General features: G+C 67.7%; 16 protein-coding genes. 3 read left to right on the top strand and 13 right to left on the bottom strand.

What is annotated here, in order from left to right; translation table 11 throughout:
- The 3 genes from IG65_RS0100990 to IG65_RS0100980 form a co-directional block, all read right to left on the bottom strand.
- A complete protein-coding gene (locus tag IG65_RS0100990) occupies nucleotides 1-936 on the bottom strand; it encodes an ABC transporter ATP-binding protein (RefSeq protein ID WP_030512873.1) in 936 nt (311 codons plus the stop codon).
- A gap of 68 nt (nucleotides 937-1,004) precedes the next feature.
- A complete protein-coding gene (locus tag IG65_RS0100985) occupies nucleotides 1,005-1,925 on the bottom strand; it encodes an NADP-dependent oxidoreductase (RefSeq protein WP_030512872.1) in 921 nt (306 codons plus the stop codon).
- Nucleotides 1,926-2,122: 197 nt separating this feature from the next.
- Nucleotides 2,123-3,514: a glycine--tRNA ligase gene (locus tag IG65_RS0100980; RefSeq protein WP_030512871.1), complete on the bottom strand. Its 1,392-nt coding sequence runs from the start codon at nucleotides 3,512-3,514 to the stop codon at nucleotides 2,123-2,125.
- A gap of 157 nt (nucleotides 3,515-3,671) precedes the next feature.
- On the opposite strand from IG65_RS0100980, the gene IG65_RS0100975 reads away from it, so the two are divergent.
- Nucleotides 3,672-4,067: a helix-turn-helix transcriptional regulator gene (locus tag IG65_RS0100975; RefSeq protein ID WP_227462942.1), complete on the top strand. Its 396-nt coding sequence runs from the start codon at nucleotides 3,672-3,674 to the stop codon at nucleotides 4,065-4,067.
- A complete protein-coding gene (locus IG65_RS0100970) occupies nucleotides 4,064-4,495 on the top strand; it encodes a Fur family transcriptional regulator (RefSeq protein ID WP_104364756.1) in 432 nt (143 codons plus the stop codon). Before IG65_RS0100975 ends, IG65_RS0100970 begins: the two co-directional genes overlap by 4 nt.
- 17 nt (nucleotides 4,496-4,512) lie before the next feature.
- On the opposite strand, the gene IG65_RS0100965 is transcribed toward IG65_RS0100970, so the two are convergent.
- The 3 genes from IG65_RS0100965 to IG65_RS0100955 are packed head-to-tail and all read right to left on the bottom strand — an operon-like array spanning nucleotide 4,513 to nucleotide 6,578.
- On the bottom strand, nucleotides 4,513-4,911 hold the full coding sequence (locus IG65_RS0100965; RefSeq protein WP_036522858.1) for a hypothetical protein: 399 nt from the start codon (nucleotides 4,909-4,911) through the stop codon (nucleotides 4,513-4,515).
- Between the two features lie 8 nt (nucleotides 4,912-4,919).
- The gene (locus IG65_RS0100960; protein ID WP_051755092.1) at nucleotides 4,920-5,717 is read right to left on the bottom strand and encodes an isoprenyl transferase; all 798 of its coding nucleotides are present in this window, start codon (nucleotides 5,715-5,717) and stop codon (nucleotides 4,920-4,922) included.
- A 42-nt stretch (nucleotides 5,718-5,759) separates the two neighbouring features.
- Nucleotides 5,760-6,578, bottom strand: coding sequence for an SAM-dependent methyltransferase (locus IG65_RS0100955; protein WP_036522682.1), 819 nt, complete (start codon nucleotides 6,576-6,578; stop codon nucleotides 5,760-5,762).
- A 156-nt stretch (nucleotides 6,579-6,734) separates the two neighbouring features.
- Here IG65_RS0100955 and IG65_RS0100950 point away from each other — a divergent pair, with 156 nt between their 5' ends.
- Entirely contained in the window at nucleotides 6,735-7,610 is an 876-nt protein-coding gene (locus IG65_RS0100950) for an LLM class F420-dependent oxidoreductase (RefSeq protein WP_030512865.1), read from the top strand.
- A gap of 9 nt (nucleotides 7,611-7,619) precedes the next feature.
- On the opposite strand, the gene recO is transcribed toward IG65_RS0100950, so the two are convergent.
- The 7 genes from recO to IG65_RS0100915 all read right to left on the bottom strand — a co-directional run bounded on the left by recO (nucleotide 7,620) and on the right by IG65_RS0100915 (nucleotide 13,645).
- Nucleotides 7,620-8,393 carry a DNA repair protein RecO gene (recO, locus tag IG65_RS0100945; protein WP_036522680.1) on the bottom strand — a complete coding sequence of 258 codons (774 nt, stop codon included), beginning with the start codon at nucleotides 8,391-8,393 and terminating at the stop codon, nucleotides 7,620-7,622.
- Nucleotides 8,394-8,488: 95 nt separating this feature from the next.
- Nucleotides 8,489-8,902, bottom strand: a complete 414-nt coding sequence (locus tag IG65_RS0100940; protein ID WP_156055447.1) for a hypothetical protein — start codon at nucleotides 8,900-8,902, stop codon at nucleotides 8,489-8,491.
- Nucleotides 8,903-9,135: 233 nt separating this feature from the next.
- Nucleotides 9,136-10,056, bottom strand: coding sequence for a GTPase Era (gene era, locus IG65_RS0100935; RefSeq protein WP_030512862.1), 921 nt, complete (start codon nucleotides 10,054-10,056; stop codon nucleotides 9,136-9,138).
- Nucleotides 10,053-10,433, bottom strand: a complete 381-nt coding sequence (locus IG65_RS0100930) for a hypothetical protein (RefSeq protein WP_051755185.1) — start codon at nucleotides 10,431-10,433, stop codon at nucleotides 10,053-10,055. The genes era and IG65_RS0100930 overlap by 4 nt, the downstream gene beginning before the upstream one ends.
- A complete protein-coding gene (locus IG65_RS0100925) occupies nucleotides 10,420-11,778 on the bottom strand; it encodes a hemolysin family protein (protein ID WP_051755090.1) in 1,359 nt (452 codons plus the stop codon). The genes IG65_RS0100930 and IG65_RS0100925 overlap by 14 nt, the downstream gene beginning before the upstream one ends.
- A 145-nt stretch (nucleotides 11,779-11,923) precedes the next feature.
- Nucleotides 11,924-12,478 (bottom strand): rRNA maturation RNase YbeY, encoded by a 555-nt coding sequence (gene ybeY / locus IG65_RS0100920; RefSeq protein ID WP_030512859.1) that lies wholly within the window; start codon nucleotides 12,476-12,478, stop codon nucleotides 11,924-11,926.
- Nucleotides 12,479-12,568: 90 nt separating this feature from the next.
- Nucleotides 12,569-13,645, bottom strand: a complete 1,077-nt coding sequence (locus tag IG65_RS0100915) for a PhoH family protein (protein WP_030512858.1) — start codon at nucleotides 13,643-13,645, stop codon at nucleotides 12,569-12,571.
- Between the last annotated feature and the right edge of the window lie 133 nt (nucleotides 13,646-13,778).

Raw genomic sequence — 13,778 nt, 5'->3', positions numbered from 1 at the left:
TCAGTGGTCTCCGGTCAGTGCGAGGAAGGCATCTTCGAGATTGCGGCCGGTGATTTCGATGTCGACTGCCGGTGTCCTGGTCAGCAGATAGCGGGCGACCGCGTCGGAGTCGTTGCCGTGCACCAGCACTCGACCACCACGCTGTTCGACCCGGTCCACGCCGGCGAGGGCGAGCAGGCTCGCGGGATCGGCGTCGGGCAGCGTCGCCGAGACGGTGCGGCCGGAGGCCAGATTCTTCACCGACGCCGCACTGCCGTCGGCCACGACCCGCCCGCCTCGCACCAGCACGATCCGGTCGGCGTAGGCGTCGGCCTCGTCCAGATAGTGGGTGGCGAAGACGACGGTGCGGCCGAGATCCGCGTCGGCGCGAATGGCGTTCCAGAAATCGCGGCGGCCCTCGACGTCCATGCCGGTGGTCGGCTCGTCGAGGATCAGCAGATCCGGATCGGGCAGCAGCGCGAGCGCGAACCGCAGGCGCTGCTGCTGACCGCCGGAGCATTTGCCCACCATGCGGTCGGCGATGCCGTCGATTCCGGCACGGACGAGCACCTCCCGGGCGGGGCGCGGATTCCGATGCAGGGCCGCGACGACCCGCACCGTTTCGCCGACGGTGAGATCCGGGAGCAGACCACCCGACTGCAGAACGGCCGAAATCCGGCCCGCCGCAACCGCTTCCGCCGGCGTTGCGCCCAGAATGCGGGCGGTTCCGGCGTCGGGCCGCAGCAGGCCGAGCATCATGTCGATACTGGTGGACTTCCCGGCACCGTTGGGCCCCAGGAAGGCGACCACCTCACCCGCGGTGACGGTCAGATCGAGTCCGTCGACCGCGCGGACGGGCCCGGCGGAGCTGCGGAAGGTTTTGGTCAATCCGCGAAGCTCGATCACCGGTGCGGCGGCGACCCGTTCCGCCGAACCGGATGTCATTGCTGATGTCATGGTTCCACTGTCGCGGGGAACCCGGCGCCGTACCTGGCCCGAGCGTCACGACTGTGCCATGACAGATGTCATGGCAGCAGGACGATCTTGCCCCGGGTGTGGCCGCGCTCGAGTTCGGCGAACGCCGCGCGCACCTCGCCGAGCGGATAGGTGGCGGCGATCGGAATCCGGACGGTCCCCGCGGCGGCCAGTTCGGCCAGCTGCGCGAGCACGTCGATGGTGTCGGCGGCCGCATTGCCCTCCGCCTTGACGCCGTACTTCTCCACGGCGGCGAAGTCGATGATCGTATCGATGCGCTCGGGCTTCACGCCGAGATCGAGGGCGATTTCGACGTAGCCGTTGCCGTGTGTATCGATGAAGGCGTCGATACCGCCCGGCGCCGCCTCCCGGATGCGCTCGGCGAGCCCGTCACCGTATTCCACCGCGACCGCCCCCAGCTCGCGCAGATAGTCCTGGTTGTCCGGCCCGGCGATGCCGATCACCGTCACCTCGCGGGCCCGAAGCAGTTGCACCACAATGGATCCGACTCCACCGGCCGCGCCGGACACCGCGATGGTGTCGCCGGCCTCCGGGCTCACGGCCCGCACGGCGGCGAAGGCGGTGGTGCCCGCGACGTACAGCGATCCGGCCACCTCCCACGACAGGCCCACCGGCTTGGGGGTGATCTGCTGGGCCGGCACCACCACCCGGGTGGCGTGGCTGGACCGCTTGTCGCTGAATCCGAGCACCTCGTCGCCGACGGCGATCCCGCTCACCCCGTCGCCGAGCGCGACGATGCGCCCGGCGAAATCGGTGCCCTCCCCCTCTGGAAAAGTGGCCGGCCACAGCTCGTGCAGCGAGCCGTTGCGGATCTTGGCCTCGCCCGGATTGATGCCCGCGGCCACCACCTCGACCGCGACCTGGCCCGGTCCGGGCTGCGGATCCGGCACCTCACGAACCTCTAGTACATCGACATCGCCGTAACGATCGAACTTGACCGCCTGCGCCATGATCAGGACCTTTCGTCGCACCTGTGGGCCGGGCCCGGCCGGACCCCACTCGGCCCGCCGAATCCCGGATTCTCAGTGCCCGGAACGACTCGGACCACCGCGATATTTCCGCCACTCCCACTTTTGCGCGCGATTAGCCCCGATGACGCCCGGGTCTTCGGTTATGTCCGAATTCGGTATACCCGGGCGCGGTGAACTCAGGCGCCGAGCAGGCGCTGGGCCAGGTAGCCCTCCACCTGGTCGAGCGCGATCCGCTCCTGCGTCATCGAGTCCCGCTCGCGCACGGTGACGGCCTGATCCTCGAGCGTGTCGAAGTCGACGGTGATGCAGAACGGGGTGCCGATCTCGTCCTGGCGGCGGTAGCGGCGGCCGATCGCACCGGCGTCGTCGAAGTCGACGTTCCAGTTCTTCCGCAGTTGCGCGGCAAGGTCTTTCGCCTTCGGCGACAGATCGGCGTTGCGCGACAACGGAAGTACGGCGGCCTTCACCGGCGCGAGCCGGCGATCCAGGCGCAGCACAGTCCGCTTCTCCATGACGCCCTTGGCATTCGGCGCCTCGTCCTCGGTGTAGGCGTCGATCAGGAAGGCCATCAGCGAGCGGGTCAGGCCGGCCGCCGGTTCGATCACGTACGGCGTGTAGCGCTCGTTGGTGTTCTGGTCGAAGTAGCTCAGATCGGTGCCGGAATGCTTGGAGTGGGTCGACAGGTCGAAGTCGGTGCGGTTGGCGACACCCTCGAGCTCACCCCATTCGCTGCCCTGGAAGTGGAAGCGGTACTCGATATCGACCGTCCGGGTCGAATAGTGCGAGAGCTTCTCCTTCGGGTGCTCGTAGAGCCGCAGATTCTCCGGGTCGATGCCGAGGTCGGTGTACCAGGCCAACCGGGTGTCGATCCAGTACTGGTGCCACTGCTCGTCCTCACCCGGCTTGACGAAGAATTCCATCTCCATCTGCTCGAATTCGCGGGTGCGGAAGATGAAGTTGCCGGGGGTGATCTCGTTGCGGAAGCTCTTGCCGATCTGCGCGATACCGAACGGCGGCTTCTTGCGCGCGGTGGTCATCACGTTCGCGAAATTCACGAAGATGCCCTGCGCGGTCTCCGGGCGCAGGTAGTGCAGGCCCTCCTCGGACTCGATCGGCCCGAGGTAGGTCTTGAGCATCATGTTGAAATCGCGCGGTTCGGTCCACTTGCCAACCGTGCCGCAGTCCGGGCAGCCGACCAGATCCATGGACACGCTGTCCGGATCGTCGATCTTGTGCTTCTCGGCGTACGCCTCCTGCAGATGGTCCTGCCGGTGCCGCTTGTGGCAGTTCAGGCATTCGACCAGCGGGTCGTTGAAGACGCTGACGTGTCCGGAGGCCACCCACACCGGCCGCGGCAGGATGATCGCGGAGTCCAGGCCGACCACATCGTCGCGGCTGGTGACCATGGCCCGCCACCACTGCTTCTTGATGTTCTCCTTGAGCTCCACGCCCAGCGGACCGTAATCCCACGCCGACCGGGTCCCTCCGTAGATCTCGCCGCTGGGGTATACCAAGCCACGACGCTTGGCGAGGTTCGCGACGGTGTCGATCTTCGACTTGGGTGCCACGGTACGAGCTCTCCCTCTGGATGATGGGTGGAACGATTCGCCCCAGCCTAGCGACACCCCCGGGCGCACCGCGAAGCAGCATCGACGGCCCGCCTCCTTGACATGCGCACTTATGCATATCAATAATGGCATCGGTTTCCAATAAGGAGTTGGTTCGATGACCGCCGACAGCGGTGTCCCCGCGCGTCGAAGCCGCGTCGCCGTCGAGGCGCCCGCGCCGATCCCGCACGACCCGTATCCGTATCGCGCTCCGACCGCCCCCGCGGTCCCCGCCCGCACCACCCTCGACAACGCGGGTGAACTGCTGCGCGCGCTGGCCGCGCCGGTGCGGATCGCGATCGTGCTGCAGCTGCGGGAATCGCCGCGCTGCGTGCACGAGCTGGTCGACACGCTGGGCGTCACACAGCCCCTGGTCAGCCAGCACCTGCGCATTCTGAAGTCCGCGGGCGTGGTGCGCGGTGAACGCACCGGCCGTGAGGTGATCTACGAACTGGTCGACGACCATCTGGCACGCATCGTCGTCGACGCCGTCGCACACGCCGAGGAAGGATGACCGTGCCGGAGAAGACGGGCACCGCCGAGAAGACTGTCGGAATTCGCAGCACCCGCCAGCGCAGCGCGATCACCGCCCTGCTGGGCGATATCGAGGAATTCCGTTCGGCCCAGGAGCTGCACGACGAACTACGCCGCCGCGGTGAGGGCATCGGCCTGACCACCGTGTACCGCACGCTGCAGTCGCTCGCCGACGCCGGCAAGGTCGACGTATTGCGCACGGACACAGGCGAATCCGTGTACCGGCAGTGCTCCAAGGGCCACCATCACCACCTGGTCTGCCGCCAGTGCGGACGCACCGTCGAGGTGGAGGGTCCCACCGTGGAGGCCTGGGCCGCGGCCATCGCGGGCGAGCACGGCTTCACCGACATCAGCCACACCATGGAGGTGTTCGGCACCTGCCGCGACTGCGCCCACATCGGGCGCTGATCGCGGTCGCCCGCCGGTCAGGGCACCAGGCCCTGGCGGGCGCGGCCCGCGCCGGAGAGGACCAGCAGCAGCATCGTCGCCAGCGCGTCGTCGTCGAGGCCGGCCGCGGGGAAGGTGTAGCGCAGCAGCACGTCGGCCAGTTTTTCGTGGGCGATGATGGTCAGCGAGCCGAACTGCAGCGCGTTGTTGCGATCGGCGACCCGCTTGTGCAGTTGCGGCTTCAAGGGACGATCCCAGGCGAGGACGCAGGTCAGCGTGAGAACGTCCAGGCCGGGCGCCAGTGTGACGCCGCGCAGCGAGCACAGCGCGCCCTCGAATTCGAAGCCGAGGGCGCCGCCGTCCTCCTCCCGCACGGCGATATCGCATTTCCGCAGGCAGGCGGCGGCTTGGGCCTGCAATTCCCGGGCGACGGTCAGATCGTTGCTCACTTCACGCCACCGAACCGGCGATCGCGCTTGGCGTACTCCACACAGGCCTCCCACAGGTCGCGGCGGTCGAAGTCGGGGAACAGGGTGTGCTGGAAGACGAATTCCGCATAAGCGGACTGCCAGATCAGGAAGTTCGAGCTGCGCAGCTCACCGGAGGGCCGCAGGAACAGATCCACATCCGGCATATCCGGTTCGTCGAGATACTTCGCGAAGGTCGATTCGGTGATCTTCTCCGGATCCAGCTGTCCGGCCGCGACCTTCCGCGCGATTTCCCGTGCCGCGTCGGCGATTTCGGCGCGGCCGCCGTAGTTGACGCACATGGTCAGCGTCATCACGGTGTTGTCCTTGGTGAGCTCCTCGGCGATCTCCAGCTCCTTGATCACGCTGCGCCACAGGCGCGGGCGGCGGCCCGCCCAGCGAACCCGCACCCCCATCTCGTGCATCTCGTCGCGGCGGCGCCGGATCACGTCGCGGTTGAAGCCCATCAGGAACTTGACCTCGTCCGGGCTGCGCCGCCAGTTCTCGGTCGAAAACGCATAGGCGGAAAGCCATTTCACGCCGATCTCGATACACCCCTCGACGGTGTCCATCAGCACCGCCTCGCCGCGCTCGTGCCCGGCGGTGCGCGGCAGCCCGCGATCCTGCGCCCACCGGCCGTTGCCGTCCATCACCAGCGCCACATGCCTGGGCACGAACTCCGGCGGCAGCGCGGGCGGAGTGGCGCCCGAGGGGTGCGGTGACGGCGGACGAATCGTGCGGGTGGTCTGGGAGCGGTTACCGATCACGCCACCTATCCTGCATCACCGCGCATCGCACGTGACCGGGGCCGTGGGAATTCAGCGCTTGACGCCGACCGCGGCCCAGATGCCGAACGCCTCGTCGGCCCACGCGAGCCGTTCCTCCGGGATGTAGAAGTCCGGATTCGGCTGCCAGCGGTGCATCGGAACCACGCCGGGCTCGATGATCTCCAGTCCGTCGAAGAAGCGGGTGACCTCGGCCTTGTTGCGCAGGGCGACCTTCATTCCGGCCTGGGCGTAGACCGCCGCCACCTTCGCGAGCCGTTCCGGATTCACATCGCTGGAGGCGTGGGTGATGCTGAGGTACGACCCGGGCGCGAACGCGTCCATATAGGTGCGCACGATGTCGTAGGCGCCCTCCTCGTCGGTGACGAAATGCATGATCGCGGCGAGGTTGAGCGCCACCGGCCGGGACAGATCGATCACCGCGCGGAACGCCTCGGAGCCGAGGATCACGTCCGGATCGCGCACATCGGAGGGAATGTATTCGGTACGCCCCTCCTCCGAGCCGATCATCAGCGCGCGGGCATGTGCCAGCACCAGGGGGTCGTGGTCGACGTACACCACGCGACAGTGCGGGTCGACCGCCTGCACGGCGTTGTGCAGATTCGGTTCGGTCGGAATTCCGGTACCGATGTCGAGGAATTGCCGCACGCCGTTGCGCGCCGCGAAACGAGCTGCCCGATGGACGAATTCGCGATTGGCGCGCGCCGCCTGCGCGGTCTCGGGAAATACCTCCATCACCTTCGACGCGGCCTCGCGATCGGCCGGATAGTTGTCCTTGCCGCCGAGGTAGTAGTCGTACATCCGCGCCGAATGCGCCTTCTCCGTATCGAACTCGACCAGTTCGTGAGACATCGAAGCTTTCTCCGTAAGGTTGGGTGGGACCTTCGAGTGAAGTTACCTCGTCCGAGCCGCACGTAGGGCCCGCATTCCGGGAAACCTCTTGACCTGGAGTGCGCTCCAGGGCATAGCGTTCTCCCCGGGAAGTCAGTCACTGACGAGGAGAACTCCATGGAGCTCGGGTTTCACATTCCTATCTTCGATATCGACGGCGGCACCCCCGCGATCGCGGGTGAGCTGGCGCGAGTGGGGCAGGCCGCGGAGGCGGCGGGCGCCACCTGGTTGTCGTTCATGGATCACTACTTCCAGATCGAGCCGACCGGCCTACCGGCCGAGGCGAACATGCTGGAGGGATACACCACGCTGGGATACCTTGCGGCACATACCAGCTCGATCGACCTCGGACTGCTGGTCACCGGCGTGACCTATCGGCATCCGGGTCTGCTCGCCAAGATCGTCACCACCCTCGACGTGCTGTCGGGCGGCCGGGCCACGCTGGGTATCGGCGCCGCCTGGTTCGAGCGGGAGCATCGCGGGCTCGGAGTCGAGTTCCCGCCGCTGGCCGAACGGTTCGAGCGGCTGGAGGAGACGCTGCGGATCTGCGCGCAGATGTGGGATCCGGACAACAACGGGCCGTTCGAGGGCAAGTACTACCAGCTGGCCGAGACGCTGTGCTCGCCGCAGCCGATCCATCGCCCGAACGTGCTGATCGGTGGCGGCGGCGAGAAGAAGACGCTGCGATTGGTCGCACAGTACGGCGACGCCTGCAATCTGTTCGGCACGTCGCCGGAGGATGTGGCCCACAAGCTGGATGTGCTGCGCCGCCACTGCGACGATGTCGGCCGCGATTTCGACACCATCCGCACCACGATCATGGCCAACAATCCGCGCCCGAATCCGGACGTTCGCGACGAATTCGTCCGCAGCATGGCCGATTACGCGAAATTGGGCATCGACGCGGTGCTGATCACCCCGACCACGAGCTCGCCCGCGGCATGGATCGAGGGCATGGCGCCGGCGGTCCCGCAGCTGGCCGACCTCGGGTAGGCGGCCGGGCTATCCCACCCGCGAGGCCGGCGGCTCCGCCGCCTCGTGCGGACGCGAGCGCTCGATCAACGGCAAGGTCCGCAGCTGCCGTTCCAGATGCCATTGCAAATGGGCGGCGGTGAGCCCGCTGGCCTGGCGGCGGACGGACTCGGCGACCGCGTCGAGTCCGGTCCAGTCCCCGCGATTGAGCGCACTCATCAATTCCAGGACCCCGACCGAGGGCGTGGCCGAGCCGGGCGGGCGGCAGTGGACGCAGACCGCTCCCCCGGCGGCCACGTGGAAGGCACGGTGCGGGCCGGGGGTCGCGCACCGGGCACATTCGTCGAGGGCGGGCGCCCAGCCCGCGAAACCCATGGCGCGCAACAGGAATGCGTCGAGGATCAGTTCGTGCGGGCGCCGGCCGGCGGCGATCGCGCGCAGGGCGCCGGCGGTCAGGGTGTGCAGGCGGGAGGCGGGGGCGCGCTCCTCGCCGGCGAGGCGTTCGGCGGTTTCCAGCACCGCGCAGGCGGTGGTGTAGCGACCGTAGTCGGCGACGATATCGGCGGCGAACGCCTCCACGGTATGCACCTGCGTCACGGTGTCGAGGTTGCGTCCGGGATACAGCTGCACGTCGATATAGGCGAACGGTTCCAGCCGGGCGCCGAACTTCGAACGGGTGCGGCGCACACCCTTCGCCACCGCCCGGACCAGCCCGTGCTGACGGGTGAGCAGCGTGACGATGCGATCGGCCTCACCCAGTTTGTGCTGGCGCAGCACAATCGCCTGGTCCCGATACAACAACACGCTGACAGTCTCCCACGCCGCTCCGACGTGCCCGCGCCCCCACGCCACTCGGCCGCCGATCGCGCGACGCTTTCCGACGTCACACCCGCGACGTCTCACACGCTGCGCGGCAGTCCCTCCGCATACAGCTGCGCGATGCGCGGGGCGTGAATCGTGCGCAGCAGCAACGTGGTCCAGCCGGTGCGAATCGGATCGATCGCGCCCCGATCGGCCTCGACGAGCATGCGTTCGGAACCCTGCAGTTCCATGGTGACGGCGGGATGGCCCAGCCAGACGTCGACCAACGCCTCCCCATTCCCCCAGATGACCAGGCGTTTTCTGCTCATCCCGATGGTTCCGCCGACGATATTCTCCCAACTGGAAGAACCGTAGTGCAGTGGTGTCCGATAATTGCGTCTGGCCAGCGATCCACTCACCGGGCCGAATACGACGATCCCTTCCGATTCCAGATCCGAACGCACTTGCGGCGGCAGCTCTTTCGAGCCGAACGCCCGGGACATCCACTTCACGCCAGGATCGTAGGCCCGTCTCACAATGTGCGTGCGCACACAGTTCGCCCGCTCCTGCGGAAATACCGGAACCGGACATCACAATTCGACTACGGCCAACCTGCGACTCCGATATGGACGGATGACCAGCTTCGCGCCGGGTTTCGCGCGCGCCCCGAGACGGAGATCACAGATGGCGACGTCATCGTTCGGAGCCGCACCGGTCGGCGGCCGATCCCCGGTGGGAACGACGCTCAGAATCCCAGCTTGCGCAGCTGTTTGGGGTCGCGCTGCCAGTCCTTGGCGACCTTCACGTGCAGATGCAGATAGATCCGGGTGCCCAGGATGTGCTCGATCTGCTTGCGCGCCGCGGTGCCGACCTCTTTGAGCCGGGCGCCGCGCTTGCCGATGATGATCGCCTTCTGACTCGGCCGCTCCACGTACAGCAGGGCATGCACGTCGAGCATGTCCTCGTGTTCCTCGCGCGGCATGACCTCCTCGATCACCACCGCCAGCGAATGCGGCAGTTCGTCGCGCACACCCTCCAGCGCCGCCTCGCGAATGAGTTCGGCCATCAGGGTTTCCTCGGGCTCGTCGGTCAGCTCCCCGTCGGGGTAGAACGCCGGGCCCTCCGGCATCTTGGATGCGATCACATCGACGAGCAGTTCGACCTGCTCACCCTTGGCCGCCGACACCGGAACCACCTCGGCCTCGGGGCCCAGCAGTTGCGAGACCGCGAGCAGTTGCTCGGCGACCTGCGGCTTGTCCACCTTGTCGATCTTGGTGACCACGCCGAGCAGCGTCGTCTTCGGCGCCATCTGCTTGACCTGCTGGACGATCCAGCGGTCACCCGGGCCGATCTTCTCGTCGGCCGGAATGCACAGCGCGATCACGTCGACCTCGGAGTAGGTGTCGCGCACCAGATCGTTGAGGCGCTGCCCCAGCAGGGTGCGCGGGCGGTGCAGCCCGGGAGTGTCGACCAGGATCAGCTGGGCGTGGTCGCGGTGGACGATGCCGCGGATGGTGTGGCGGGTGGTCTGCGGCCGCGAGGACGTGATCGCGATCTTCTGGCCGACCATGGCGTTGGTCAGCGTGGATTTGCCGGTGTTGGGCCGGCCCACGAAACACACGAAGCCGGAACGGAATTCGCCCTCGCCGGGCTGCTGGACGCTCATCGCGCCGACTCGGTTCCGGCGGCGACGGTGCGGTAGCCGGCGCCCTTGCGATCGGTGACGATGACGACCGCCGACGCGCTCACCTCGCGCACCGCGGCCACCCCTGGATCGGAATCCTGACCACCGACCAGCACCGCTGCCTCGAACCCCTCCGCACCGCTGGAGATCGCGGCCGCGACCGCCGCCTGCAGCGCGGACAGCGACAGCGCGTTCAGCTCCACCGTGCCCGCGGCGTAGGTGCGGCCGTCGGTATCGCGGATCGCCGCGCCCGCCACCCCGCCGGTGCGTCCCATCGCACCGCGCGCCAGCACCAGCAGTTTGCCGTCCTCGGCGTTCAAATCGGCGGTGTTCAAATCGGCGGTTTCACCCTCGGTCATCGCCATCTCCGTTCTCGTATCTCGACGTCTCTTCCCGCCCCTGACGGTCACCACGCACCGCATCCGCGAGCGCGCCCGACATTTCGTCCGGTTCCTCCGCGCGGCGCGCGACGACGGTGTGCACCCGCACCCGGCCGCGGGCATCGGCGCCGCCCTCCCCCTGCAGCAGCAGCCCGTGCACGACGACCTCCGATCCCGGCAGCGGCACCCTGCCCAGCGTGTGGGCCAGCATGCCGCCGACGGTGTCGACGTCCTCCTCCTCGATCTCCAGGCCGAACAGCTCGCCCAGATCCTCGACCGGCAGCCGGGTGGAGACGCGGTAGACGCCCTCGCCCAACTCCTCCACCGGCGCGATCTCGTCGGTGTCGTATTCGTCGGCGATCTCACCGACGATCTCCTCGAGCACATCCTCGATGGTGACCAGCCCGGCGATTCCGCCGTATTCGTCCACCAGCAGCGCCATATGGTTCCGGCGACGCTGCATCTCGTCGAGCAAGGCGTCGAGTGGTTTCGAATCGGGCACGAACACGGCAGGCCGCATCACCGCCCGCACCTGCACGCTGCGGCCCCGATCCGCATACGGCACAAGATCTTTCAGATAGACCACGCCGAGGATGTCGTCGACGTTCTCACCGATCACGGGAATGCGCGAGTGCCCGGACCGCACGGCCAGCGACATCGCCTGCGCCACCGCCTTGTCCGCCTCGATCCACACCATCTCGGTGCGCGGCACCATCACCGCGCGGGCCGCGGTATCGCCGAGTTCGAACACCGACTGGATCATCCGGCGTTCCTCGGAGTCGACCACACCACTCTGCTGGGCCATATCGACGATTTCACGCAGCTCCACTTCGGAAGCGAAGGGGCCGTTGCGAAATCCGCGACCGGGGGTGATGGCGTTACCGATCATGATCAGCAACCGGCTCACCGGTCCGAGCAGCGCCCCGATCGCCTGCAGCGGCAGCGCGGCCGCCAGCGAGATCGAATACGCGTGCTGGCGGCCCAGGGTGCGCGGGCCGACACCGATGACGACATAGTCGACCACGACCATGATCACCGCGGTCACAGCCAGCGCCCACCCCCAGCCGAGCACCTCGCTCAGCGCGGCGGCCAGCAGGACCGTCGCCGCGATCTCACAGGTCAGCCGCAGCAACACCATGAGGTTCACATAGCGCGGCCGGTCGATCGTGATCCGGGCCAGCCGGCGGGCGCCCGGACGGTCGGCGCGGACCAGATCGTCGACCCGCGCCGGCGAAACGGTCATCAACGCGGAATCGATCGCCGCGAAGACACCGCCGACCGGCACCAGCAGAATCGCCAGCAACAGTGGGATCAGCCAGTTCACGCTCTGCCCTCGGCCGCATGAGCTCGGGCCTCCGTGGTAACGCTGCGCTGCCGCCTCCGGCCCCGACCGCTCACGCTGTGTTCAACCGCCGCATGAGCTCGGGCCTCCGTGGTAACGCTGCGCTGCCGCCTCCGGCCCCGACCGCTCATGCGGGGTCCAGGGGGTCGCCCGGGGCCGTGAAACCGGTCTTCCCCAGCAGGCGGCGGTCGCGTTCGGCCAGTTCGGCTCGGCGGGCGGCCTCGCGCAGGCTTTCGTACCATTCGGCGAGCAGGCGGTTCTGCAGGCCGAACATCACCTTCTCCTCTTCCGGCTCGGCGTGGTCGTAGCCGAGCAGATGCAGCACCCCGTGGACGGTGAGCAGCGCCAGTTCGTGGTCGAGGGAATGGCCGGCCTTACCGGCCTGGGCGGCCGCGAATTCCGGGCAGAGCACGATGTCGCCGAGCATCGAGGGGCCCGGTTCGGCGCCGTCGGGACGGCCACCGGGTTCGAGTTCGTCCATCGGGAACGACATCACGTCGGTGGGACCCGGCAGGTCCATCCACCGCATGTGCAGGTCGGCCATGGTGTCGAGATCGACGAGCACCATCGACAATTCGGCCGCCGGATGCACGTCCATCCGCTCGATCGCGAACCGCGCGACGCTGACCAGATCCGGTTCCGATACGTCGATGCCCGACTCGTTGGCGATCTCGATACTCACCCTGCCAGCCTAATGGGGGCCGCGCATGGCCTCACCACCACACCAGCGGCGAGCCGCTCGGGCAACTCAGCGGCGAGCCGCTCGGGCAACTCAGCGGCGAGCCGCCTTGTCCGCCGCGCGGCGCTGGGCGCGGTTGCCGCCCGGGTAGTGCCGCGCCACCTGCGGCCGGGCGTCGGACTCGTAGCGGTCGTAGGCGTCGACGATGTCCGAGACCAGCCGGTGGCGCACCACGTCGCTGGAGGTGAGCTCCGCGAAATGGATGTCGTCGATATCGGTGAGGATGTCGCTGACCACCCGCAGCCCGGATCGCGTGCCACCCGGCAGGTCGACCTGGGTGACGTCGCCGGTGACGACGATCTTCGAGCCGAAGCCGAGCCGGGTCAGGAACATCTTCATCTGTTCCGGCGTGGTGTTCTGCGCCTCGTCCAGGATGATGAACGAGTCGTTGAGGCTGCGTCCGCGCATATACGCCAGCGGCGCGACCTCGATCACTCCGGACGCCATCAGCTTCGGAATCGCCTCGGGGTCCATCATGTCGTGCAGGGCGTCGTAGAGCGGACGCAGATACGGGTCGATCTTCTCGTTCAGCGTGCCCGGCAGAAATCCCAGCCGCTCCCCTGCCTCCACCGCCGGACGGGTGAGGATGATGCGGGTGACCTGTTTGCTCTGCAGCGCCTGTACGGCCTTGGCGACCGCCAGATAGGTCTTACCGGTGCCGGCCGGGCCGATGCCGAAGACGATCGTGTGCTCGTCGATGGCGTCGACATAGCGCTTCTGGTTCAGCGTCTTCGGGCGGATGGTCTTTCCGCGCCGGGCGATGATGTCCAGACTCAGCACCTCGGCCGGGGAATCGGAGGACCCCTCGGTCAGCATGGACACCGTATGCCGGACCGCTTCCGGGGTGACGACGCGATTGTGCGCGGTCAACGCCACGAGCTGCTCGACCACCCGCTCGGCCAGCGCCACGTCGGCGGCCTTACCGGTGAGGGTGACCGAGTTCCCGCGCACGTGGATGTCGGCATCGAGCAGACCTTCGAGTTCACGCAGGTTCGCATCGGCGGAACCGAGGAATCCGAATACGGACTCCGGGGCCAGTTCGATGCTGGACCGCACCGTCCGGGCCGCTGGACCCGAACCGCTACCATTGCCGGGGGTACCGGCTCCGATGCCGGTCGTGGGTGTTGTCGGGTCGCCGATATCGCCTGATGTTCGCAAAAGGGGCTATGGCCTGCTTTCCGGTCTCGAACGGATCCTCTCCTTTCCTCAAAGTCTATCGCGCGGCACCGACACCGCCCACTTA

Source organism: Nocardia sp. NRRL WC-3656 (genome assembly GCF_000720265.1).
Taxonomy (GTDB): domain Bacteria; phylum Actinomycetota; class Actinomycetes; order Mycobacteriales; family Mycobacteriaceae; genus Nocardia; species Nocardia nova.
This window is presented reverse-complemented; position numbering and strand designations above follow the sequence as displayed.